The organism is Paenibacillus sp. NPDC093718 (genome assembly GCF_050279985.1).
Taxonomy (GTDB): domain Bacteria; phylum Bacillota; class Bacilli; order Paenibacillales; family Paenibacillaceae; genus Paenibacillus_AQ.
Genome location: NZ_JBNNUS010000004.1, coordinates 54,208 through 78,887 on the forward strand (window position 1 = coordinate 54,208; position 24,680 = coordinate 78,887).

At 52.1% G+C, this 24,680-nt stretch carries 20 protein-coding genes; 6 read left to right on the forward strand and 14 right to left on the reverse strand.

The annotated features are described in order from the left end of the window. Nucleotide 1 precedes the first annotated feature (1 nt). The 5 genes from ACQKPA_RS13200 to uvrB form a co-directional block, all read right to left on the reverse strand. Complete coding sequence (locus tag ACQKPA_RS13200) at nucleotides 2-211, reverse strand: hypothetical protein (RefSeq protein ID WP_071219760.1); 210 nt, start codon at nucleotides 209-211, stop codon at nucleotides 2-4. 255 nt (nucleotides 212-466) lie between these two features. Next, complete coding sequence (locus tag ACQKPA_RS13205; RefSeq protein ID WP_427492873.1) at nucleotides 467-1,168, reverse strand: hypothetical protein; 702 nt, start codon at nucleotides 1,166-1,168, stop codon at nucleotides 467-469. 164 nt (nucleotides 1,169-1,332) lie between these two features. Further along, entirely contained in the window at nucleotides 1,333-1,962 is a 630-nt protein-coding gene (locus ACQKPA_RS13210; protein ID WP_427492875.1) for an S-layer homology domain-containing protein, read from the reverse strand. 261 nt (nucleotides 1,963-2,223) lie between these two features. Next, nucleotides 2,224-5,091 (reverse strand): excinuclease ABC subunit UvrA, encoded by a 2,868-nt coding sequence (gene uvrA / locus ACQKPA_RS13215; protein WP_216534555.1) that lies wholly within the window; start codon nucleotides 5,089-5,091, stop codon nucleotides 2,224-2,226. A 102-nt stretch (nucleotides 5,092-5,193) separates the two neighbouring features. After that, a complete protein-coding gene (gene uvrB, locus ACQKPA_RS13220; RefSeq protein WP_071219763.1) occupies nucleotides 5,194-7,185 on the reverse strand; it encodes an excinuclease ABC subunit UvrB in 1,992 nt (663 codons plus the stop codon). A 302-nt stretch (nucleotides 7,186-7,487) separates the two neighbouring features. Between uvrB and ACQKPA_RS13225 the strand changes: the two genes are divergently transcribed. Beyond that, a complete protein-coding gene (locus tag ACQKPA_RS13225; protein ID WP_427492878.1) occupies nucleotides 7,488-8,282 on the forward strand; it encodes a flagellar motor protein in 795 nt (264 codons plus the stop codon). Continuing rightward, entirely contained in the window at nucleotides 8,266-9,084 is an 819-nt protein-coding gene (locus ACQKPA_RS13230; RefSeq protein WP_427492880.1) for a flagellar motor protein MotB, read from the forward strand. Before ACQKPA_RS13225 ends, ACQKPA_RS13230 begins: the two co-directional genes overlap by 17 nt. Before the next feature lie 207 nt (nucleotides 9,085-9,291). Here ACQKPA_RS13230 and ACQKPA_RS13235 read toward each other — a convergent pair whose 3' ends face one another. Genes ACQKPA_RS13235 through ACQKPA_RS13245 form a run of 3 tightly spaced genes read right to left on the reverse strand, consistent with a single transcriptional unit; the run spans nucleotide 9,292 to nucleotide 12,615 of the window. Beyond that, entirely contained in the window at nucleotides 9,292-10,455 is a 1,164-nt protein-coding gene (locus ACQKPA_RS13235; RefSeq protein WP_427492882.1) for an ABC transporter permease, read from the reverse strand. Continuing rightward, complete coding sequence (locus ACQKPA_RS13240; RefSeq protein ID WP_427492884.1) at nucleotides 10,448-11,629, reverse strand: ABC transporter permease; 1,182 nt, start codon at nucleotides 11,627-11,629, stop codon at nucleotides 10,448-10,450. The genes ACQKPA_RS13235 and ACQKPA_RS13240 overlap by 8 nt, the downstream gene beginning before the upstream one ends. Nucleotides 11,630-11,676: 47 nt before the next feature. After that, nucleotides 11,677-12,615, reverse strand: coding sequence for an ABC transporter ATP-binding protein (locus tag ACQKPA_RS13245; protein ID WP_427492886.1), 939 nt, complete (start codon nucleotides 12,613-12,615; stop codon nucleotides 11,677-11,679). Between the two features lie 197 nt (nucleotides 12,616-12,812). Between ACQKPA_RS13245 and ACQKPA_RS13250 the strand changes: the two genes are divergently transcribed. Then, entirely contained in the window at nucleotides 12,813-13,973 is a 1,161-nt protein-coding gene (locus ACQKPA_RS13250) for a sensor histidine kinase (RefSeq protein WP_427492888.1), read from the forward strand. Nucleotides 13,974-14,026: 53 nt separating this feature from the next. After that, on the forward strand, nucleotides 14,027-14,677 hold the full coding sequence (locus ACQKPA_RS13255) for a response regulator (protein WP_427492890.1): 651 nt from the start codon (nucleotides 14,027-14,029) through the stop codon (nucleotides 14,675-14,677). 72 nt (nucleotides 14,678-14,749) lie between these two features. Here the strand turns inward: ACQKPA_RS13255 and ACQKPA_RS13260 are convergent, their stop codons facing one another. The 5 genes from ACQKPA_RS13260 to ftsE form a co-directional block, all read right to left on the reverse strand. Continuing rightward, nucleotides 14,750-16,072 carry a PDZ domain-containing protein gene (locus tag ACQKPA_RS13260; protein WP_427492892.1) on the reverse strand — a complete coding sequence of 441 codons (1,323 nt, stop codon included), beginning with the start codon at nucleotides 16,070-16,072 and terminating at the stop codon, nucleotides 14,750-14,752. A gap of 93 nt (nucleotides 16,073-16,165) precedes the next feature. Beyond that, on the reverse strand, nucleotides 16,166-17,635 hold the full coding sequence (locus ACQKPA_RS13265) for a S41 family peptidase (RefSeq protein ID WP_427492894.1): 1,470 nt from the start codon (nucleotides 17,633-17,635) through the stop codon (nucleotides 16,166-16,168). Nucleotides 17,636-17,766: 131 nt separating this feature from the next. Continuing rightward, nucleotides 17,767-19,035: a murein hydrolase activator EnvC family protein gene (locus ACQKPA_RS13270; protein ID WP_427492896.1), complete on the reverse strand. Its 1,269-nt coding sequence runs from the start codon at nucleotides 19,033-19,035 to the stop codon at nucleotides 17,767-17,769. Between the two features lie 27 nt (nucleotides 19,036-19,062). Continuing rightward, nucleotides 19,063-19,971, reverse strand: a complete 909-nt coding sequence (ftsX, locus tag ACQKPA_RS13275) for a permease-like cell division protein FtsX (protein WP_427492898.1) — start codon at nucleotides 19,969-19,971, stop codon at nucleotides 19,063-19,065. Further along, the gene (gene ftsE / locus ACQKPA_RS13280; RefSeq protein WP_071219774.1) at nucleotides 19,961-20,647 is read right to left on the reverse strand and encodes a cell division ATP-binding protein FtsE; all 687 of its coding nucleotides are present in this window, start codon (nucleotides 20,645-20,647) and stop codon (nucleotides 19,961-19,963) included. Before ftsE ends, ftsX begins: the two co-directional genes overlap by 11 nt. Nucleotides 20,648-20,853: 206 nt before the next feature. Here ftsE and ACQKPA_RS13285 point away from each other — a divergent pair, with 206 nt between their 5' ends. Further along, nucleotides 20,854-22,290: a VanW family protein gene (locus tag ACQKPA_RS13285; protein WP_427492901.1), complete on the forward strand. Its 1,437-nt coding sequence runs from the start codon at nucleotides 20,854-20,856 to the stop codon at nucleotides 22,288-22,290. 316 nt (nucleotides 22,291-22,606) lie between these two features. Here ACQKPA_RS13285 and ACQKPA_RS13290 read toward each other — a convergent pair whose 3' ends face one another. Beyond that, nucleotides 22,607-23,335, reverse strand: coding sequence for a polymer-forming cytoskeletal protein (locus ACQKPA_RS13290; RefSeq protein WP_427492903.1), 729 nt, complete (start codon nucleotides 23,333-23,335; stop codon nucleotides 22,607-22,609). Between the two features lie 387 nt (nucleotides 23,336-23,722). Here ACQKPA_RS13290 and ACQKPA_RS13295 point away from each other — a divergent pair, with 387 nt between their 5' ends. Continuing rightward, nucleotides 23,723-24,499: an alpha/beta hydrolase gene (locus tag ACQKPA_RS13295; RefSeq protein ID WP_427492905.1), complete on the forward strand. Its 777-nt coding sequence runs from the start codon at nucleotides 23,723-23,725 to the stop codon at nucleotides 24,497-24,499. Nucleotides 24,500-24,680: the final 181 nt, after the last annotated feature.

Sequence of the window (24,680 nt, forward strand, 5' to 3'; positions counted from 1 at the left end):
CCTAATTGTTAAACCATCCTGTAATCATGGCATAGTCAGAGTACAAGAACACAAATAAGCTGACGAGACCGAAAGCGATTGCGAATTTATTTTTTTGGCGGGCCATCAACAAGCGAACCACACCAACAAAGATCAGAATCGTAAACAGGATCATGAAAATATCAAATGTCTTAAATGTCGCGCTCGCATCCGATGCTGCTGCAAGGATCATGAAACGTACCTCCTCGTGGGTTTCTTCTCGGGCAAATTTACATATCTTCTTCTATGTTATCCATGTGCCCGTCCAGATGCAAGCCCTCCGCCCCTAAAAATCAAAAAAAGTCATAGAATTTTCTCATTTTGTACCAAATTTTCAGATATTAGCATGACTTTCATCACGGCAGAGGCTAGATCAAGCTTTCGTTTATGGATTCAGGCATAGGCTGCTTCGTCTATCCAAGTGACTCCGGACAGGATCGAGAAACGTTCACTCCTGTGCCTCATACTCCTCAGGAGTCGATTCCTGCTCTACTGCCGTTTCCTCCTCCAAGTCTTCACTTGGCAATGCAACGGAAGGATCTGTGATCGTAATCCGATCCTCTGGGTCCTTCTTGACCTCCAGCGCAACCTCATTGGACGGTTCACTGCTTACATTCAATTCGTTCACAGCAACGACGTGGATCGCATACCGGCCGGACGGGCCTACTAACATATTGCGGTTCGGAATAAGGTATGAACGGCTCACTAACGGTTCATCATTCAAACGATACAGTACTCCATCGGGTCCTATGTAATATACATGATAGTTTACGTCTTCCTGCACATCTGTCCAGGTTAAACCAATGGATTCATCTTCCTCATTTAGGATGGCCTGAAGACCGGATATTTTATTCGGACGGCTCGAAACTTCGTTAGAATATCCACTCTTGCCGAAACTGTTCACAGCCTCGACCACATAGTAGGCCGTCTCCTGAAAACGCACATCGGTTGTTGCGTAACTGCCTGACTTCACATTTGCTCCGTCAGTCAATAATGTATAACCCGTTCCGGACTTCTCGCTGAAATAGATATTGTAGGTTTCCCCTTGTCGCTCTGTCCAGGTTAATTGAATTTGCCCCTTCTCATATCGGAACTTCAAATCCATCGGAGCGGTTGGAGCCGGTGTCGGCTTATCCGGCTGAGATGCCATGGTCTCTGACCCCGTATGGGACTGTGCTGGTCCTGGGACGGCAGAAGTTGTGGATGTTGATCCCGGAGATGAGGTTACGACACCTTGGATTACCGGGCGGGAACTTTCTGGTGGTGTCTCAACCTCCCCCTCCGCAGTATCCGAGCTGATGTGCTCCACGGCTTTCACAACTTCTCTGTAAGCAAAGCAGCTTCTTCCTGAGTAACGATACCCTTGGGATTCATAACATCGGCTGCGGATTCCTGAAAGAGACCTAACTCCATGGCCAGTAAGATAGCCTCCTCAGCATATTGGCTGAAGGAGCCCTCATGTAACTCCAGCTGTGCGCCTTCCCTGTCCGAGGTTTCCTTATCGGTACTCCCTTGCAGAGCTCTTTGATACAGCACGGCCATATCCTGACGCGTCAGCGAATGTCCAACTCCAAACCTTCCGTTCCCTTTCCCCTTTACCAGTCCTGCATGAACCGCAGCTTCGATTGCGGAGAAAGCGTAGTGATCGTTAGGTACATCCTTGAAGGTAGCCACTTCCGGCAGTTCAGCCGTGCTCAGGCTTAGAGCATTGGCAATCAATATGACAAAATCCTGCCGGCTGATGGCCGCTTTCGGATGGAGTTCCCCACTCCCGTCACCGGGATGGAGTCCTCCTTCGGTTAACCGGAGAATGGCTTCCTGTGTATCGAAGCGCCCCATTTCTGAAACGGGTACACCCTCATTTGCTTGAACGCTATCGAATGAGTTTATGTATAAAGCACTTGCTGCCAGAGCTATCAGAACAGAACAGGTGATCCTCTTCATACAATCCCTCCATTTTGTCGCAATCATCAAGATCATACCATATCCTGGAATGCGAAGATATTAGAGGATAATATGAAAACAGAAAAAAAAAGAGCCCCCGTTAATAAAACCAGGGACTCTGTTATTACGCTAACCTTGTTCATCTGCTGAAATATGAAATGCAATAAGCTGTGTACCCACAGTTCACTCCAGCATGGAGCAGATTCGCCTAAGATACTGCCAATTCATCCGGTCTCCCTAGCAGAAGCGAGGGAGCAGCTATTAACGTGCCGCTTCCACCTTGTTCAATTCCTCGGTTCGCTTCGTATCGCGTTCCAGGATTGGCTTCAGATACTTCCCTGTATAAGACTCGGGTACCTTCACCAAATCCTCAGGCGTTCCGGTAGCGATAATGGTACCACCGCCGCTGCCACCCTCTGGACCCAAGTCGATCAGATAGTCTGCCGTCTTAATGACATCGAGATTGTGCTCGATGACAAGGACGGACTCCCCGGATTCCACCAGACGGTGAAGCACAACGAGCAGACGATCGATATCGTCCACATGCAGGCCGGTGGTCGGTTCATCTAGAATATACATCGTTTTGCCTGTACTGCGGCGGTACAGCTCGGAAGCCAGCTTCACTCGCTGCGCTTCACCACCGGACAACGTGGTGGCAGGCTGGCCCAAAGTAATATAACCCAGACCGACATCCATCAGCGTTTGCATCTTCCGGTGAATTTTCGGAATGTTCTGGAAGAAGTCCGTTGCATTCTCAACGGTCATCTCCAGGACTTCAGCGATGTTCTTGCCTTTATATTTGACTTCCAGCGTTTCGCGGTTGTAACGCTTGCCCTTACACACTTCGCAAGGCACGTAGATATCCGGCAGAAAATGCATCTCAATCTTGATAATGCCGTCTCCACGGCAGGCCTCGCAGCGACCGCCCTTCACGTTAAAGCTGAAGCGGCCCTTCTTGTAACCGCGAATCTTCGCTTCATTCGTTTGGGAATAGATATCCCGGATATCGTCGAAGACGCCCGTATAGGTCGCCGGGTTGGAGCGAGGTGTGCGTCCAATCGGTGACTGGTCGATGTCAATGACCTTCTCGATATGCTCCAGACCCTTCATCTCGCGGTATTGCCCCGGACGTACTTTAGCCCTGTTCAAATCCCGAGCGAGTGTCTTGTAGAGGATCTCGTTGACCAGTGTCGACTTGCCGGATCCGGACACGCCGGTTACCGCCGTAAAGACGCCAATCGGAATTTTCACGTTAATATTTTTCAGATTGTTCTCTTTCGCGCCTTTAATCTCGAGCCAGCGTCCATCGGTCTTGCGCCGCTTGCTGCTGACCGGAATGAACTTGCGGCCGCTCAGGTACTGGCCCGTCAGAGAGTTAGGGTCGTTCATAATCTCCTTCGGGGTTCCCTCCGCGATGACCTGGCCGCCATGAATGCCGGCACCAGGACCAATATCGATGATATAGTCCGCAGCCATCATGGTGTCCTCGTCATGCTCGACCACAATCAGCGTATTGCCCAGATTCCGCATATGCTCCAGCGTCGAAATCAGGCGGTCATTATCCCGCTGATGCAGCCCAATGCTGGGCTCGTCCAGAATGTACAGCACGCCCATCAGGCTGGAGCCGATCTGTGTGGCTAACCGGATCCGCTGCGCTTCCCCGCCCGACAGCGTTCCCGCCGAACGACTGAGAGTCAGGTAATCCAGACCCACATTGACAAGGAAGCCCAAACGGCTGTGAATCTCCTTCAGAATGAGATTGGCAATCTGTTTTTCTTTCTCGCTAAGCTCTAGGTGATCGAAGAATTTCAGGGATTCTCCGATCGACAGGCTGGTCACATAGGCCATGTTGCGGTCATTGATCGTAACGGCAAGGCTTTCCTTCCGGAGACGATGACCTTTACAAACATCGCATGGCTTGCTGCTCATATAACCTTCGATGTATTCGCGAATACCCTCGGAATTGGTATCGCGGTAACGGCGTTCCAGGTTCGGAATGATGCCCTCGAAGGTCACATGCGCTTCCTTGCGCTGACCGAAGTCATTCTCATAACGGAAGTGAACCTTCTCATTGCCCGTACCGTACAACAATTTATTCATCTGTTCCTGGCTAAAGGTACTGACCGGCTTGTCCAGCGGAATGCCGAAATGTGCGCAGACCGATTTCAGAAACTGCGGATAATAAGTTGACGTGCCCCCGCTCCATGCAGCGAAAGCGCCTTCCTCCACACTTTTGCTTGTATCCGGCACAAGCAGCTCCGGATCCACAATCATCTCGACGCCAAGTCCGTCGCAATCCGGACAAGCTCCGAAAGGAGTATTGAAGGAGAACATCCTCGGCGTCAGTTCTTCCATGCTGAAGCCGCAGATCGGGCAAGCAAAGTTGGAGCTGAACCGCAGCTCCTCCTGACCCATGATATCAACCAGGAGCTGACCGCCTGACAGGTTCAGTGCCGTCTCGATCGAATCGGCCAGACGTGCCTCTATATCTTCCTTAACTACGATCCGGTCCACAACCACCTCGATCGTATGCTTTTTGTTCTTCTCCAGCTCAATGCTTTCCGACAGATCGCGCAGCTCTCCATCGACGCGCACCCGAACGAAGCCCTGTTTGGCAATATCGGCAAACAAGTTCTTATGCTCGCCCTTGCGCCCGGAAATGACAGGCGCGAGAATTTGCAGTCTCGTCTTCTCGGGATACTGCATGATGCGGTCTACCATTTGCTCGACCGTCTGGGAGGTAATCTCCACGCCATGCTCCGGACAGTGCGGGTGTCCCACTCGGGCAAACAGCAGACGCAGATAATCATAGATTTCCGTTACGGTACCTACCGTAGAGCGCGGATTTCGGCTCGTGGTTTTCTGGTCAATCGATATCGCCGGCGATAAGCCTTCAATGGAATCGACATCCGGCTTCTCCATCTGTCCGAGGAACTGGCGTGCATAAGCGGACAAAGATTCCACGTAACGTCGCTGACCCTCGGCGTAAATCGTATCGAATGCGAGAGAGGATTTGCCCGAGCCGCTAAGCCCCGTAAGAACGACGAACTTGTCACGCGGTATCGTGACGTCGATATTTTTTAGATTGTGTGCACGTGCGCCTTTGATCACAATATTTTCACTTGCCAAACGATATCATCTCCTACTCCATATGGCATGCATGTGGTGCTTATATTTTCACAAAGAGAACGACCAATTAGGCCGTCCCCCCTGTCATTCATCTCTCCAAATTTATTCGGCTTGCAGCTCCAGCAGCGCATCACGAAGCTCGGCCGCACGCTCGAATTGCAAATTCTTCGCTGCTTCCTTCATTTCGGCCTCGAGACGCTGGATCAGTTTCTGGCGATCTTTCTTCGACATCTTCTGTCCTTCGCCCACCAGATAATCTGCCTTGCCCTCCGCAACCTTGGTTGCTTCGATGACATCGCGGATCTTCTTGCGGATCGTTTGCGGCGTTATGCCGTGCTTCTCGTTGTAGGCAACCTGGATGCTGCGGCGGCGCTCGGTTTCCTTGATCGCCCGATCCATCGAATCGGTGATCTTATCGCCGTACATGATAACTTTACCTTCCGAGTTCCGGGCTGCCCGACCAATCGTCTGAATGAGCGAGCGATCCGAACGGAGGAAGCCTTCCTTGTCCGCATCCAGAATCGCTACCAAGGAAACCTCCGGAAGGTCAAGACCCTCCCGTAGAAGGTTAATACCCACCAGCACGTGGAATGTACCAAGCCGCAGATCGCGCAGAATCTGCATCCGTTCCAGCGTCTTGATATCGGAGTGCATGTAACGAACCTTGATTCCAATTTCCTTCAGATAATCGGTCAGATCCTCTGACATTTTCTTCGTCAGGGTCGTCACGAGCACACGCTCGTCACGTTCCACGCGGTCATGGATCTCGCTAATCAGGTCATCGATCTGCCCTTCAGTCGGACGCACATCGATGATCGGATCAAGCAGGCCTGTCGGCCGGATGATCTGTTCAACCATCGTATCGCAGTGCTCCATCTCATACGGTCCCGGCGTGGCCGACACATAGATGATCTGGTTCACCTTCTCCTCGAACTCCTCGAACTTCAGCGGCCGGTTATCCAGCGCGGACGGCAGGCGGAAGCCGTGATCGACCAGCACTGTTTTCCGTGCCCGGTCACCGTTATACATCGCGCGGATTTGCGGGAGCGTAACGTGCGATTCATCAATGACAAACAGCATATCGTCCGGGAAGTAGTCAAGGAGCGTATATGGCGTAGCACCAGGTTCTCTAAAGGTCAGAGGGCCGGAGTAGTTCTCGATGCCGGAGCAGAATCCGACTTCCTTCATCATCTCGATGTCGTAACGGGTACGCTGCTCCAGACGCTGCGCTTCCAGCAGCTTGCCTTCCGAGCGCAGCAGTTCAAGGCGTTCTTCCAATTCGCGTTCAATGTTCACGAGCGCGACCCGCATCGTCTCTTCACGGGTAACGAAGTGGGACGCCGGGAAAATGGCGATATGCTCGCGTTCTCCAACCAGCTCGCCCGTCAAGACGTCGATCTCCGTGATCCGCTCGATCTCGTCGCCGAACAGCTCGACGCGAACGGCCTGTTCCCCCTTCGAGGCAGGGAAAATCTCGATAACATCCCCACGAACGCGGAAGGTACCGCGAACGAAGTTGATATCGTTCCGCTGATACTGGATATCAACCAGCCGCGACAAAATCTCATTCCGCGGCTTCTCCATGCCTACACGGAGCGACAGCAGCATTTCGCCGTATTCATGCGGTGAACCCAAGCCATATATGCAAGATACGCTTGCCACAATGATGACATCGCGCCGTTCAAACAGCGAACTCGTTGCAGAGTGGCGAAGCTTATCAATCTCTTCATTAATACTGGAGTCCTTCTCGATATACGTATCGGAGGAAGGGATATAAGCTTCCGGCTGATAGTAATCGTAATAACTCACAAAATAATCCACGGAGTTGTTCGGGAAGAATTCCTTAAACTCACTGGCCAGCTGTGCAGCCAGCGTCTTGTTATGCGCAATGACGAGTGTGGGACGGTTTACTTTGGCGATTGTCTGCGCGATCGTAAACGTCTTCCCCGTTCCTGTTGCACCTAGCAGCGTCTGATGTTTTTTCCCTTGGCGGAGTCCTTCGACCAACGCATCAATAGCCGTGGGCTGATCGCCCTGCGGCTGGAATTCAGACTGGATCTCAAAGGATTTGGTACTGACAACTAAATCGCTCATTGCCCTTCATCACCCTCATACTCTAAAATGAAATTCATGCTAAAAGATATGTCGAAACTTCCCGATGATATACTATGGGAAATTAGTGGTGTCTACGTAAGGAATAAGAATATTTGTTCCCGTCTCATTATACCCTTTACGTTTTTTTGATGCAAACAGTTTAATTAAATTTTAATAAGTTCCAGCACGAATGTTCCAAGACTCAGCTTCCTCCCATCCGGCTGTTCCGGAATCCATGTCGGACAAGCTTGAGGCGAACCGATGATTGTTAATTAACTTCCTTAAGGAGATGATACAGCGTTATGGATATTACGATTATTCTTGGCATTCTCGCCGGCTTGGCCGCGTTGATCGGAGGGTTTTTATGGGAAGGCGGGCATCTGAGCGGCCTGCTGCAAGGTGCGGCGGCGCTTATCGTATTCGGCGGCACCATCGCCGCCGTCATCGTCAGTTTCCCTGCTACCCGGCTCCGTACCATCCCGGCTGCCCTCAAGCTGGCCTTCGGCCGCAGCAACCGTTCGGCGGACGAGCTGATTGACGCCATAGTCGATATGTCGATAACTGCCAGAAGAGACGGGGTGCTGGCGCTCGAGCGCATCTCGGCCGAACACGAGGATCCGTTCCTGCGGGAAGGCATGCAGATGGTCGTGGACGGCAACGACCCGGAAATGGTGCGCCAAATCCTGGAGCTCGATATCAATGCCGCCGAGCAGAAGCACGAAGGGTATGCCAAGATTTTCGAGTCCGCTGGGGGATATGCTCCTACCATGGGAATCATCGGTACCGTTATGGGATTGATCCACGTGCTGGGCAGTCTGCAAGACCCAACGGGTCTCGGACCTTCGATTGCGGTCGCGTTCACCGCCACTTTATACGGTGTCGCAAGTGCCAATATTATCTTTTTGCCCATTGCGACCAAGATTAAAGCACGTTCCGAAGAAGAAATTGCAAATATGGAGCTGCTGCTCGAAGGAATTATGGCTGTTCAGAACGGAGAGCACCCGCTGTTGGTTCGTAAAAAGCTAGCCTCCTTCGCTTCCGCAGGCACCACGGACATTCCGTCCTCAAGGGGGATCGCGCATGAGACAGCCGAATAGACGGCGCCGTCATCGCAAGCAGGCGGAAGGCGACCAGCGCGACCGCTGGATGATCACCTATGCCGACCTGATTACGCTGCTCCTGATCTTTTTTGTGGTGATGTATGCCATGAGCCGGCTCGATACGGAAAAATACAAACTCGTCACCCAATCCCTGCAGGCCACCTTCCAGAGCGGAGACAGCATCCTGGAGATGGGCTCCGGCATTACCGGCACAGCCGATACGGAGAACCATAAGAATCCTCCGCCGAAGCCTGCTGCCGAAGAGGAGGGCGGCGAGGATAAGGATACGGCGGCGGAACCGCTAACCGAGCGGGAGCTCGCTTTCCGTGCCCAAGAGGAGGAGCTGGCGAACTTTATGGGACTCATTCAGCAATACGTGAAGGACAATCAGCTCGAAGAGGATATCTTCATCGCGGACGAGCCGCAAGGGATTGCCATTACGCTAAGCGACCGCTTCCTGTTCGATGTCGGCAAAGCCGAGCTTAAACCCGGGGCCGCTCCGGTTCTGGGCAAATTAGCCAGCCTGTTCGGCGATTTAAACACCACGGTGAGCATCGAGGGACATACGGACAATGTGCCGATCGGCCGCTACTCCAGCTACAAAGACAACTGGGAGCTCTCCGGTGCCCGGGCGATGTCGGTGCTGCGGTTCTTCCTCGATAACAGCAAGCTGGACCCGGAAGACTTCCAGTACGCAGGCTATGCCGATACGAGGCCAGCCGCGGATAATGCGACTGCCGAAGGCAAGCAGAAGAATCGACGGGTTGAAATTACCGTATTACGACAGCTTAAGGAGTAGGAAGAGGCCCCCATGCGGCTAAACCCGCTCCCATGCCTCCCCTTAGAAGAAAATGCTTAACCCATCGTCACCTATAGTAAATAAGCGCCCGGTCAGATCTGAATGGACATGCATTCAGATCTGGCCGGGCGCTTTCGTTTTTTTCAAAAAAATGATTCGATCACGAACAACGTTCCTAAGAGCCACGAGGTTTCCAACATTCTCGTTTTATGCGCCGTGCCCAACTCCGCTCTCGCTTGGCCGCAGGATAGCGGAACCGACGGCAAGCAGAATGACCGCCATCAAGCCGAGAACGGCCAGCGGCAGTGCGATATCGGATAACGTGCCGCCCGTGGCTGCGATTTCCACCGCCTCAATGGCCCATTTTTGCGGGATGAAGTTAGCGATTTTCTGCATGAATTCCGGCATGATAGCAAGCGGCCAGAAGCACCCGCCCAGCATACAGGTCGGCGTGACGATCATGGAATTGATCATGGCCGCATTCTGCCCGTTCCGGATCAATCCGGCCACCGTGCTTGCCACGCCTAACGATACCAGCATGAAGGCCATCAGAATAAGGAAATGCAGTAATAACGGAACTCCGTAATCGTAACGGAGCACATACCGGCTCAGCACAAGCACGATGATCACCTGCAGCGAGCCGACCACCAAGCTGCCCAGAAAATTACCTAAAGCGATCTGGTAGGCACGCACAGGTGCCGTGTACATGCGCGACAGCGTTCGCTGCCTGCGGTCATCAATCATCATCGATACCACGCTGGAGATGAGGGTCATCATGAACATCAGGGTAAAACCCGTTACGTTCGAGAGTCCCGGCTTGGCGTACAGATTCAAATCGGTGACCTCCGTATCCACCCGATTCATTGCGGATTGCTTGAGCACTTCTTGCAGCATCAGCATTCGGTCTACATCCGGCTCCGAGGTTTCCCGGATCAAAGCAGCCGTGCCGCTCAGACGTGTAACCGCAGAGTCTGCCGTCATTCGTATCATCACCGAAGCCTCCGAGGTTGAGACCTCGTAAACCTGAACCGTCGGCCGCTGTCCTTCAATCAATCCATCGCTGAAACCCGCCGGTATATAAACGCCTACGGTGCTTTTATTCTCCACCAGGTCTTCTCTCAGCGTATTCTCGGATTCGGACTCCTTGAGTACGTATTGGCCGCTGCGCTCCAGCTCATTCATCAGATACTGACCTGCCGGACCTTCGTCTTCATTCACATATGAGACCAGAATGCTTGCAGCCGAGGTCTGCCCCAAGAGAAACACCGTCATGGTAACGACCACGCAAGGAACCAGCAGGTAGACGATCCAGCCTCTTTTTCGCCCCAGCGTGCGTCGCACCATATGCCAGGCAATGGTTAGGCTATGCATGGTATCCCACCTTTCTATACGTAATCATGGCTGCAGCCGACAGAGCCGCGGTAATGGCCGCCAGCATGCCGAGGCAAGTGACAATCAAGTGCACATCGCTGTTCAGCATCATCCGCAGCATGCTCTGCATGGCCCAATGATTGACGGTGAAGGAAGCGATCTTTTGGAAAAATTCCACGGGAAGCGGCATGAATCCCCCGCTCACAAATGTCATGGCGATAATGATCGCCTGCATCAGCCCCCTGGCTCCTGCCGCCGTTGAGGAGACTAGGGTTATGAACGTGGCAATGGTCATGGACGATAATGTGATTAATACGCAGACCACGATGAGCAGCAGGGGGTGCGGCCCCCATTTTACGCCGTACAGCCACATGGAACCCAGTACAATGGCTGCTGCCTGAACAAGCGTGATCAGACTGCAGCCGATAATTTTACCGGCAAAAACGGTTCCGGGGGTGACAGGTGCGCTTTGCAGGCGATACAGGGTCCGGCTTTCCCGCTCTCCCAGCAGACTGCTGCTTGCCATCAGACCCGAATACAAAAGAAACATAATCAGCATGGAGGCAGCGTAATATTGGGCTGCTGAATACGTGGCTCCTTTCTCGCTCAGTTTCCCGATCGTTACGTTCGGGCCAGACGAGGTTTCCACAGGTGCTGCCGCTTGAGCCGCAAGAACTTGATCTCCGCCCATAACGATAACCTCCGCCTGTTTGTGATTGGCATCTGCGATAAAGGTCTTAAAGATCGTGTCTGCTACCAGGTTGAGATTACGGTCTCTTCCGGGCAGCAATTCAAGCTTCACGTCCGCTCCCTGACCCATCCGTTCATCTAAGGAAGCGGGAATCACTACCGCGTAATCGACCTCGCCCCTGCGCAGCTTCCCTTCAACCTCCTCACGGCTGGCTGCCATCTCTTGAACGAGAATCTCCTGGATTTCCGGCGAGCCGGTTAGAGCCTGAATGCTCCCCGGCAGTTGGCCTCCATCCGCAGCATCCAACACAAATCCCACTCTGACCGATGGCTGTTTAAATTCCTGATCGTTGCCGAACCAGCCCGAGAGCGCGTTTCCCAATATAAAAATAAGAATGAGCGGCAGCAAAAACTGGTTGATCAGCACCGTTCGGCTGGTCGCCATCCGCTTCAGCTCAAACCAGGCGATAATCATCGTATTCATTTTTGGTATTCCTCCTTCATGGATTCCTCTGCACGTGTACGTTATGATCAATCGCGAAGCGTTCGCCCGGTCAGGCTGAGAAACAGCGTTTCAAGCCCCGGCTCCTCGCACTGCAGGGAGCGAAGCGTTGTATGGTGTTTGCTGCAGATGAACAAAATATCCTGCAGCTCATCCTGAGCTGACGGTACATAGACTTCGATCTCGTTATCCTTCTGCGTGACGCGCCGAACGCGCGGGTGAATGGTCAACTCCTCCACCAGTTCCGGTGTGATCCCATCAGCAGTAAGAATGATTTTTTCCTCATGCGCAACGCGTGCCCGAAGCTCCTGCTGCGTCCCGCAAGCGATAACATGACCTTGATCCATAATCGCCACCCGATCACTGATCGCAGCAACTTCCTCCATGTAATGACTTGTATAAATAACAGTAGAGCCCATGCGGTTCAGCGTCTTCACGGATTCCAGGATATGATTCCGGGACTGCGGATCAATCCCCACCGTTGGCTCATCCATAATGATCAGTTTCGGACGGTGCGTGATCGAGCATGCAATATTCAGTCTTCTTTTCATCCCCCCGGAGAAGGTGGACGGCTTTTCCTTCGCCCGATCCTGCAAGCCGACAAACTCCAGCGCCTCTTCCACCCGTTCCTTCAGCAGATGGCCGCGCAGGCCGTACAATTTTGCAAAAAAAGCGACATTGTCCCAAGCCGACATTTCTTCATATAGAGCCAGATCCTGCGGCACCAATCCGATTCTCCGCTTCACTTCCAGCGGCTGCTCTTCTATCGAGATACCGTCCACCTTAATGCTGCCCTGATCCTTGGGAAGAAGGCCACAGATCATACTGATGGACGTGCTTTTGCCGGCCCCGTTCGGTCCCAGAAGCCCAAAGATTTCCCCTTCGTTCACTTCCAGATTCATATGATCCACCGACAGCTTGTTTCCATATCGTTTCACGACATCCTTCATCTGCAGAAAGACTGCCATATTCACCACTCCATTTCTCTTATCTCTCGTATCCATTAGTTGATTTCATTCTATCCGGAATTGCCGGCTTTTTAAGGTAGAAGAAGTCACTTTATCGGGTGACGAAAGTCATCTCCTTACCGAAAACATCCTTGTGATATAATGAAGCCAATCGTTTGAACGGTTTGATTTCACTATGGAAAAGGGTTTGATCGCACGTGACATCCCCACTCACCTATCTAAGGTATGGCTTCATTCTCCTTCCGGCCGCCGCGGACATCTTTTTGCAGCAGCTCGATGATTACGGGGCTTATATGGTGTACATATTGGTGTTTCTGGCGATGACGGTGCTAAGCCGCTTTTTGCCATCGCCTGCTTATTTAAAGGCAGCCGCTCTGCTGGAAATTCCACTATCTTTGTGGTTATGCCATCAATACGGCTTCATGATGGTGTTCCTGTCCATCTCCACCCTATGCGTCTATTTGCCCTTGTTCGAGCGGCCAGGCAGGTTATGGGCGGCGTTGGGTCACCTTCTGCTGCTCAACTTGGCTATTATCGATTACGATGCGCTGCTGCTGACGACCGCCAATCTGTTGTTTGTGTTCATGGGGGTAACGTTCAACCATATCCATGAAATGAGGCAGAAGGAAGCGGACCATATTCAGTTATATGACGAGCTGAAAAGACTGCATTTCCAGCAGGACGAGGCTGGCAGACAATTGCTGCAATTCGCCCATCAGGTAGAGAGTGCGGCGCAGGCCGAGGAGCGCAACCGCATCTCCCGCCAGCTGCATGACGACATCGGCCACCGGCTGATTCGCGTTAAAATGATGATGGAAGCAGCCCTCCTTACCGTTCCGCACGATTCCGCGCGCGGCATGGATATGCTCCGTCAAATCCGTGACCAGCTGGGAGAGAGCATGGAGCAGATGCGAACGGCCGTGAAACAGATGAATCCGGCCCGGCGGATCCCGGACGACTATTCCCTCGATCGGCTGCTGGAGGAAACAGGCAGACAGACCGGGATCGAGACCGAGCTTATATTGCAGGGCATCCCCTATCCGCTCTATCCCAGTCAACAGGTGGTGTTATACAAAAATGCCCGTGAAGCGATCACGAACGCCATCCGCCATGGCGAGGCTAAACGGATCCAAATCATCCTGCATTACGGAGACCAGGACGTCCGGATGGAGGTTTCCAACGATGGTACAATCCAGGAGCCGGTTGGCCACGAAGCTGCACCGGACCGTCAAGGTATCGGAATGAGCGGCATGCTCGAACGAACCCAAGTGGTGGGTGGGACGCTTGAGGTACGGAGAACCGTACCTTTTACCGTTATCACCCGGCTGCCTGTCTACCGGAAACGTGAGATTATGTAATTTAACAAGACAAGATGCAGTATCTTATTTTAAAGAAAAGGTCGTGGCCATCCATGATATCCGTTTTAATTGTAGATGATGATCCGTTCATTCGGGAAAGCTTGAAATTGCTGATTGGGATGGACCCGGATATCGAAGTATCTGCAGTCGCAGAGCACGGAGAGGAAGCGCTGGCTTTGTTGGAGGAGGGACTTCCTGTCAATGTCGTGCTCATGGACATTCGCATGCCGGTATGCGACGGCGTGGAGGGAACGCGGCGGATTCGTGAACGTCACTCGGATGTACGAGTGCTTATGCTGACCACCTTCGATGATGATGAATATATTGTCGAAGCTCTGCGGAACGGGGCCAGCGGCTATCTGCTGAAGAACATTCCACCGGACCGGATCATCCAGGGGATTAAAACAGTGCATGACGGAAACATGCTGATTCATCCCGACATCGCCCGCAAGCTGACCGGCATGCTTCGTCCAACGGCGCAGCCCGTCCCTAAATCTGCTGAGTTGGAACAATTCGGGCTGACCCCGGCCGAGAAGAAGGTCGTCGTCCTTATTGCAGAGGGCCTTTCTAATAAGGAAATTGCCGGGCAGCTTTATTTAAGTGAAGGTACCGTTAAAAACTATGTCACTGAAATCCTGGGGAAGCTGAATCTTCGGGACCGAACGCAAATCGCCATTTTTTATCTAAAAAAAGTGCAGGGCTAACTCCATATACAGCATTTTGCAACCAAAAAAGCGGGTCTTTGTCCTATATAGGACAAAGGCCCGCTTCCAGTATCATGATGAATGGAAACCTGTTTCTTCGGAACCGCCAGTCGTCGTGCTGCCGGAAGAACCCCGCTTGCTGCGAATATGAAGTTTATTCGCCAACAGCGTGATCAAGCTTACCGGCTTCAACCTGACGGCTATGCCATCCCTCGGGTCGGGCGCCACGATAGCTCCCAACTGATGATGATCCCCCGCGTAAATCGCACGCTGCAGGAATTTACTCTCCCCTTGATGATTCTGAACCTCCAGCTTACAGAAGGCTGAATTCTGACGAAGGGCACTATGCAGCTGTTCCTTACTATGGATCAATTTACCGTTCACCTTAAGAATCGTCTCTCCAGCCAGAATACCAAGTTCGCTTGCCGGACTATTCGGAAGCACCGCGAGGACGCGCAGTCCACGAATCGGATGCACAAAGATCGGACTGCGCTGCTGCTCTTCATAACGACTGAACCACACCAGGCCCTCATGCAGCAGTAATGCCGCTAAAGCAGCCACGATCGTGAGCGGTGTCCACCACTCGGCAAGCAGGCTCAATGCCAGGACAATCGCTCCGTAGAATATGAGCCGCTTTGATGTGATTCCTGCCTTCTCCTGCGGGAGCATGCTCTGCGTCATTTCCCCGAAACCGATCACGACCGGAAGCGCCATCATGGTAAAGCCTGTGCTCCAGGCATCACCACCGAAGAATGGCGTCCAGGGCAGCACGCTGCCTCCGCTTACCGCCGGAACAAGCAGGAATAAGGGCAACGGCCAGAAGCTCTGCATATGATAGCCGCCAACGAGCTTGCCACGCTTCCCCTCAAGGAACAACGGTGTAGCAAAACCCGAACCCTGTATCCTGACAAGCAAGGCTTCTGCAAAATGCAGGACGGCGGATAAAGCCAGCAGCGCAGGGATGTCCAATCCAACAATCGTTGTGATTACATGACTGATCCAGCCTTCCGGCTGCCAATTCGGAAACCAGCCTAATACAAACTGAATGATCCCAAGAAGGCCGATGGAATAGGCAAAGCATAAGTACCGAATATGAAACAGCATCAGGATCAGGGAAGTCACCCATATGCATATAATGGCTTCCAGACTTAAGGATATTCCCAGGAAAGCCACAACGACGGACACGCCGATTCCTGCCACCAGCCCGCCCAGAAACGTTCGCCATGTCTGCAACCCCCAGGAATGCAGCTTCACATGGAACAGCTTACGCTCCACCAACACCTGCCTTCGGTAAAACAGCATCACAAACAAAATCGAAATATAATAAAAGGGCTGCGTCAGCAGTTGTATGCCTGCATCTATCCCATACATAAGCAGTTGTTTCAAAGTCTCCAACAGCTTGCCACGCTCCTTTCAGCTTCAAGACGCTTCAAAGCTTATACTTTCTAATATCTTAAAAGAAAAAAAGAAGGCTAACGTTCAGCCTTCTTACTTGTTCGACGCCTGAGCGGCGATTTCCTTCCGAACCTCGGCAATTCCGCGATTCATTTGATTATCCTCTTTCGGATCCTGAATCTTCTCGATCAATGCGGCCTCCAACGCCTCGGCTGTGGCGCCGTTAAGGATACCGTCCGCTTTCAGCTTGTGCTTGCTCTGGAAGCTCTTGATCGCCTTCTCCGTGTTCCGGTCGAAATAGCCATCCGTACGCCCTGTCTTATAACCAACGGCTTCAAGCATGATCTGCGCGTGCTTCACATCCGTGCTATTGGTGTCGTACTTATAGGTTTTCTTCTTATCGATCGGTGCAACGGTAAAGTATTCCGGCTGTGACACCTGAATATCCGGCTCAATTCCCTTCTCATGGATCCAGGTACCGTTTGGTGTCAACCATTTGGCAATCGTTACCTTGAGCAGGCTTCCATCGCCAAACTGCTTATCAAAGCTCGTTTGTACGGTTCCTTTACCGAAGGAATGCTCACCCATCAAGGTAGCACCCGCCGATTGCTGCAGTGCGCCCGCCAAAATTTCGGAAGCGCTGGCGCTGCCCTTGTTCATCAGCACCGTAATCGGATAGGATTTCGCCTCACCATTCGAAGGATGCTTCTCCCGCTTCTTATTCTTATCCTCTACCTGAACGATCAACTCACCTTTAGGTACGAACTGCTCTGCAATGTCAATGACAACGGACAGCACGCCGCCTGGATTGTTCCGGACGTCGATCAGCAGTCCCTTCATGCCCTGGCTTTCCAGTTTTTCGAGTTCTTCCTTAAAGCGTTCGCCTGTATTCAGCGAGAACTGTGAGATCTCAATAACGCCGATTCCGCCCTTCTCCATCCGTGCCGATACGGTTTCCAGATCGACGTCATCACGAACGATAACATACTCGATCGGCTGCTCGGAGCCAGCACGCTTGATCTGAAGGACGGCCTTGGAGCCCTTCGGACCGCGAATCTTGTTGACGGCCGCGTTCAGCTCAAGGCCCTGCAAGGATTCGCCATTGACTGAAAGAATGGTGTCCTTCGCCCGAATGCCGGCTTTATCCGCAGGAGATCCCTTGATCGGAGATACAACGACCACACTGCCATCTACAGAGGACACCTCCGCGCCAATCCCCGAGAAGGAGCCCTCGATGCTCTCTTCAAACTGGGCTGCCGTTTCTTTTCCCATATAGTTGGAATATGGATCTTCCAGCGCTTCCATCATCCCGTTGATGGCGCCGTCGATCAGTTTCGACCGATCGATATCCTTGTAATAATTGCTTTCGATGAGGTCAATTGCTGTCCCCAGTTTTTTCGCTTCAGACTGCTCCAGTCCATTCCTGTTCGCTATACTGGCCAGCAGCCCCTCACCGTCTCCAGTCTGGCTGGGAGCGGGCAGCTGGGTCAAAGCCATCGTTAACAGCACGCCGCATAGCATGGCAGCTATGACCAGAAAGACAGCCGTTCGTTTTTTCAGCAAGTACTTCACCGCCTTTGTACGTTTCAACTGCTACACACACGGGGAATCCCGTCCACCTAGTATATGATTGGCTTGACGGGAATATTTATACAGCGGTCTGAAGGTTATATGGTATAAGTCATGAAATTCCGTTACAGATAAGGCGAAGGATTCACCGGCGATCCATTGACCCGAACCTCAAAATGAAGATGCGGTCCTGTGCTCTGACCCGTGGAGCCTACTTCGGCAATCTTCTGCCCTCTGGAAACCTTATCGCCTTCGCTGACTTTAATGCCGCCGTTGCGGATATGTCCATACAAGGTCCATACGCCGCCCCCATGATCAACAATAACACAGTTTCCGTAACCGCTCCACCACTCGGCCAAAATGACCGTGCCGCTCTCGGCTGCGCGGATTTCAGTTCCCTGCGGAGCGGCGAAATCCTGGCCTGTATGCATCTTGCCGACTTCACCCGTTACCGGATGGACCCGAGGCCCGTAACCGGAGGACAGTCTGGCCCCGGAGACCGGAATGGCGAATGGTCCGCCGTTCCCTGTATATCCGCCGCCGCCTTTACTACCGCCGAGGGTGGTCGCCTTGGCTCTTTTCGCCGCAGCTGCTTTGGCAGCCGCCGCTTTACGTGCAGCTTCCTCTGCGGCAAGCTTATTCTTTTCCTTCTGCAGATCCGAACGTTTACTTGCCAGGGCAACCAGCATTTTATCCTGCTCTTCGGTCAAGATTTCCGCATCCTCGATTTCCTGATCGTATTGGGCGAGCAAAACGCGCTTCTCCTGTTCCTTCTCGTTCAGGATGCTCTTGCGGTCCTCCATTTGACCATATAGATCCTTGGCGGTTGCATACTGTCCTTCAAGTTCCTTCTTCTTGTCAATGACCAGCAGCTTGTCCTGCTTATGCTCCACCAGCAAATCCTGGTCCTGGTTAACGATCGTCTTCAAAGAATCCGCACGCTCAATAAAATCGCTGAAGCTGGTCGAGGAGAGCAGCACATCCAGATACGATACTTGCCCATCCATATAGATGAGGCGAATCCGGGATTCCAACAGCTTCTCACGGGAGGCGATGCGCTCCTCCGCCGCTTCAAGTTCCTTGGTCGTCTTTCTCAGCTGATCCTCTGTCTCCTCGATCTTCATGGAGATTTTGGTCAATTCATTGCTGACGATGCTGATCTGCTCCATCACATATTTCAGATTCTTCGTTGTTTTCTTCTTGTAATGCTGAGCTTCTTGTTTATTTTCCGCTGCTTTGTTCTTCTGCGCCCGTGCTTTCTTGACCTGCTCCTGAAGCACTCTCAGCTCTCGATCTACATCGGCTGAAGTCTTCTTCTCGGCTTGTCCGACGGTCGGTTGAATCATAACAGTGGCCAGTAATAAGGCTGCTACTCCTGCGGCGATCTTCTTCAAGTTTCGCTCCCCATCCTTTACCTTGTTTTATACTTTCAAAAATTTACGTATCGACATGGTGCTTCCCCAGATGCCAATGACAATGCCCAGCCCAACAACAATGGTGCCGATCGGCAGCCACAAATCTCCTAGAGGGATTAAACTTTGGGCTAACGTCAAATCCGCTTGCGATGCGGCGTACAGGCGGTTGTAGCCTACAAACAACAGCGTCACTGTCACAATGGAGCCCATCAGGCCGATCATGGCGCCTTCCACGAAGAACGGCCAGCGAATGAAGTTGTTGGTCGCGCCGACAAGCTTCATAATGCCGATCTCGCGGCGACGGGCCAAAATCGTAACCCGAATCGTGTTCGAAATCAGGAACATAGACATCAAGCCGAGTCCCGCTACGAAAATAAAGCCGATATTGCGCACCGTCTTCGTAATCTTGAACAGGGTTTCTACCGTGCCTTCCCCATACTTGACACGCAGGATCGGCTCCTCCGTATACTTCTGGTTCAGGGCGGTAATCTTGTCGGCAACAAAACCGACGGTGGTCGGTTGAATAACGGAAACCTCGAATGCATCCGGAAGCGGATTCTGGTCCGCCTCGCTGAAGCCTTCCACCCATTCGGAGCCCAGGCTTTCCTCAAGCTCCTTCATGCCCTCTTCCTTGGATACGAACTTGATGGCGCTGACCTCCGGCATGGCCTCGATTTCACCCTTGATGGTCTCGCGCAGCTTCTCATCCACGTTGAGATTTAAGTACGTATTGATTTGCACATTGCTATCTGCTTTATCGGCTAAAGCGTTCACATTCATGACTAATAGCATGAAAACGCCCAGTATAAACAAAGACACCACGATGGAAGTGACGGATGCGACCGACATCCATCCGTTCCGGAAAACGCTCTTCGCCCCTTCCCGCAAGTGCCGCAAGAAGGTTCTAAAATTCATACCCGTAATCTCCTCTCTGCTGGTCACGGACGATCTGTCCATGCTCAATCGCAAGAACGCGCTTGCGCATGGTGTTCACGATATCCCTGTTGTGGGTAGCCATAACGATGGTGGTTCCCCTGAAATTGATTTCATCCAGCAGCTGCATGATGCCCCACGAGGTTTCCGGATCCAGGTTACCTGTAGGCTCGTCCGCAATAATGACGGAGGGGTTGTTCACAATCGCTCTGGCGATTGCGATCCGCTGCTGCTCCCCGCCGGAGAGCTGGGAAGGCTCGCGGTTCGCCTTGGATTTCAGACCCACAAGCTCCAGCACCTCCATGACCCGTCTCTTGATAAGACGCTGCGGCGCTTCGATAACCTCCATGGCAAAAGCTACATTTTCGTAAGCAGTCAGCTTGGGCAGCAGACGATAGTCCTGAAAAATAACCCCGATATTTCGGCGAACATAGGGAATTTTGCGCTGCTTCAGCTTCCCGATATTAAATCCGTTAACTGAAATTTGCCCCTTGGTAGGCACTTCTTCTCTATAGATAAGTTTCATAAACGTCGATTTGCCCGCACCTGACGGTCCGACAACATAGACGAATTCATTTCGATTAATTTTGACGGAAACCCCTTGAAGCGCATGAGCGCCGTTCGGATACGTCTTCCATACGTCCTGCATTTCGATCACTTCATCACTTCCCAATCCTTAATTAGCCTTTATACTTTCGACAGTTTCCATCGAATTCCTTTAAAATCCATGAAAAATCCTCACGACATCGTCTATTGTAACAAATTTGTTACCTTTTGAGTACCCGAAAGTTTAAGCCCACCGTGACATATACATGAACAAGTGCATGAACTGCGGCCAATACGAAGTTAAGAAGGTGGTTTCGAATGAAAAAAATTCATCTTGGTCTCATCATTGTCATCAGTTTCGGTCTTCTCCTCTCGGTCGGCTTCGGTCTATTGACGATGTACGTGAACCAGAAGGAACTCCCGAAGGGGGTCGTTCTCTCCGGCTGGCAGGTAGGCGGTAAACCCGCAGACGAGGTAATGTCAGAGCTGGATCAACGGCTGCAGGCGATGACAGCATTGAAGGTCGAGCTGCAATCGGACGCACTCAAGGGACACACAGAAAGCTTCACTCTCCGTGAGGCCGGAGTTCAATTCAACGCAGCCGATTTTCAGGAAGCTATCGCCAAGTTGTCCGAAGGTTCGCTATGGGAGCAAGTTCTATACCGGCGTAACTTTCAGCTGGAGTGGCATATATCCATGGACTGGGATCGCGATCTGTTAAAAGAGCGGCTGAACGAAGAGTGGCAAAAGGAACGCTTTGGGGAACCCGTCAATGCGGTACGTAGCATATCCGAAGATGATGTTGTCCGGTACACTCCGGAGAAAACGGCATACCGCATCGATTGGCCGGCATTCTATGAAGGGTTCAGCGCTGTGCTTCCGAATGAGTCTCACTTCACCGAGCTGAATCCGGATGAGGTTATTACGGTTCAGCTGCCTCTCATCCGTCAAAAGCCCCCCGTTACCGTGAAATCGCTGCAGGATGAGGGGATTGAGCGCAAAATCGTTGAATTCTCCACCAGTCTCGGATCCAGCGGGCCTGGACGCGTTCATAACGTGACCGCCGCTGCCAAATCCGTAGACGGTATGATTCTGAAGCCCGGCGATGAATTCAATTATGCTCACATTATTGATACTGCGAAAAAGGAATACGGCTTTGAAGAAGCTCCTGTCATCGTGAACGGCAAGCTGGTTCCCGGTATCGGCGGCGGCATCTGCCAGGTGTCCAGCACGGTCTACCATGCCACTCTGCTCATTGGGCTGGAAATCACTGAACGGCGCAACCATTCCCTTCCGGTCAGCTACCTGCCCAAGGGGCAGGATGCCACCTTCGCGGAAGGGGCGATCAATTTCCGCTTCCGGAACAATACAGGCAAGCATCTGCTTATTTTATCGGAAGTATCGCACGGTAATTTAACGCTGAAGATGTTTGGCACCTTTCCGGAAAATACGGAATATGAGCTTGTGTCCACCACCGTTGAAACCTTGCCGTCATCAGAGAAAATCATTCACAATAACTCGCTGCCGCCAGGACTTAAGCAGGTGGTTCAGAACGGGAAGCCAGGCTATGTGGTTGAAACCTACCGAACCAAGAAAGTAAACGGCAAGGTTGTAGAGAAGGTTAAAATATCCAAGGATACCTACCGCCCCCAAAACAGCATCGTTGCCATCAATCCGACAAGCGAGGTCCAACTGCCGGAAACGAATGAAACACCGAAAGAGGAAGTGGTTGAGGACGGTATCAGTGCACCGTGAACCTGGAGATAAAGTTAACAACATCGACTTCCACTCTATCGTTTCCGTTCTGCGGCAAAAGCCTTTGAGGGATTCCCATTGGTCATACCGAACATAGCAGAAACATGGAACAGCCCAGATTCGCGAATAAAAACCGCGAATCCGGGCTGTTTGCCTTGCCGTTATTTTAATGTAATGTATCGATTTTATAATAGATTGCGACATCCACCATGGCATCTGCACTGAAAGCCTCGGTATATTCCATCTCCGGCCGATGGTGCAGCCTTTGCCGATATGGACCCTGCTGCCCCTGACAACGGCGGCATCGTTGTCACCCTTAAAATCGCCGAGACGCTCTGACCTCGGCTTCCGGATGCTGTGACAGTTCATCTCTGTACTCCACTTGCCGAATCTCGCAGCCTTTGCCTAGGATCACCCGGTTACCGCGGACGATATCGGCTTCGACATACTCGAGATCCAGGACATCGCCTTCAATAATGCGAGCTTCCAAACGCGCACCCCTTAAGGGCAAGGACAGCATTTCCCAGAGCCGCTTCCCTTTTTTGCGGATCGTGATCCGATCTCCAACGATTTCCTGCGCAAGGCAGCGGCCCAATACCCGAATATCCGCTGTTCCAACATGCAGGCGGCCATCGATCTTAAAGCCCCCCTGAAACGTGGCCGATTCACTCCGCACATCACCATGGCTTCTCAGGTTTCCCGTAACTTCAAGCTTCTTCGATTCGAAATCACCGTGAATGCTGCAATGCCCCCCGATATAGATGGACCGGCTGCGCAATCCTTCCTTCAAGCTCAGGCTGCCGGCTACATGCAGTTCCTCAGACTCCACGGCCCCCTTAATGGTTCCCGAACCGTTTACGCGAATCGTACGTGCAGCGACGGCGCCATTGACGCTCATCGTTCCATTGCCTATTAATTCCCGGCAATCCAGATCTCCGTTCACCTGTCCGGCACCGTCAATTCGCACCTTATCGTATCGGCCGCCGCTTGAACTTCCGGTTCCCGTAATCTTCAGATCGGATAGCTTGTCGTCATGTGGTATCATGAGTATCCTCCATATTCACAAAGTAATCACTATCTATATCTAAACCGCTTCATTACAACAATTACCTTAATATATGTCCATCCTCCACCAGGTGGAGCCATAATCTCCCTCTAAGATACCACACCCCCGCTATTCATAGAACAGCCCGATGGCTGAACTTCGCCTCGGTCTCAAGACCGAGACGATTTATGCATCTTATCCCATCCATTTCGATTCCGGCCCGAGCCGCCTTTATATTCCCGGAGGATTAGCGAGGTGGCCAAATCTGTTCTCGCCCGCAGAAGCTGGTTCAGATTTGCTTGGAGGAAGGAAGAGCGATTGTGATATGATTTAAATAGACTCGTCTTTTCGATCTCACATTTACAAACGTGAAAGGGGATACATAACATGGCTCTTATGCAATGTCGCTTTTACTCGGAGGTACTCGGTCTCAGCACGTCCATGACCGTTATTCTCCCTCAGCAAACCTCTTCGCAGATCGGTATGACCAATCATGCCAAAAGCGGTCTGCATCCGACGCTCTTCCTGCTGCACGGCCTCTCCGACGACGATTCCATCTGGCTGCGCAGAACCTCCATCGAACGCTATGTGGCCGAGATGGGCATTGCCGTCGTTATGCCGCAAGTTCACCGCAGCTTCTATACGGACATGGAATACGGCGGCAAATACTGGACCTTCATCAGCCAGGAGCTGCCCGCCATTGCCCGTTCCTTCTTCCCGTTATCCCACGCGAGAGAAGATAACTTCGTAGCCGGCTTATCCATGGGCGGATACGGTGCATTCAAGCTAGCGCTCCGCTGTCCGGAAGCCTTTGCTGCGGCCGCCAGTTTATCGGGCGCGCTCGATATGGCGGGTCATATCCGGAGGAATGAGGCCTTGTTTGAACATCAATTAGTCTACGGAGATCAAGATATTACCGGCACCGACAACGACCTGCTGTGGCTGCTTCAGGAAGTAGAACGATCAGAGGGGCCAAAGCCGCTGCTATATCAATGCTGTGGAACCGAAGACTTCCTCTATGAAGACAATCAAGCGTTCCGTAAGGCCTGCGAAGAAACCTCTCTCGATCTCACCTATCTGGAAGGCCCAGGCGGTCATGATTGGGGATATTGGGATACTCATATTCAGGATGTGTTGAAGTGGCTTCCGTTGAAAGCCCGATGAATGAAGGTATGCATCCCCATCCTACGGGCAGCAGTTGTCCCGCTGTTCGGTTTATCCGGGGCAATGGAGGACACCATCCTACTGCTCGTTCATACTTTCTGATATCTTAAAAAAGGTGGATCGGCAAATGTAATGTTTGCCGATCCACCTCTATTTTTTGTAAGCTAAGTATTCTATATCA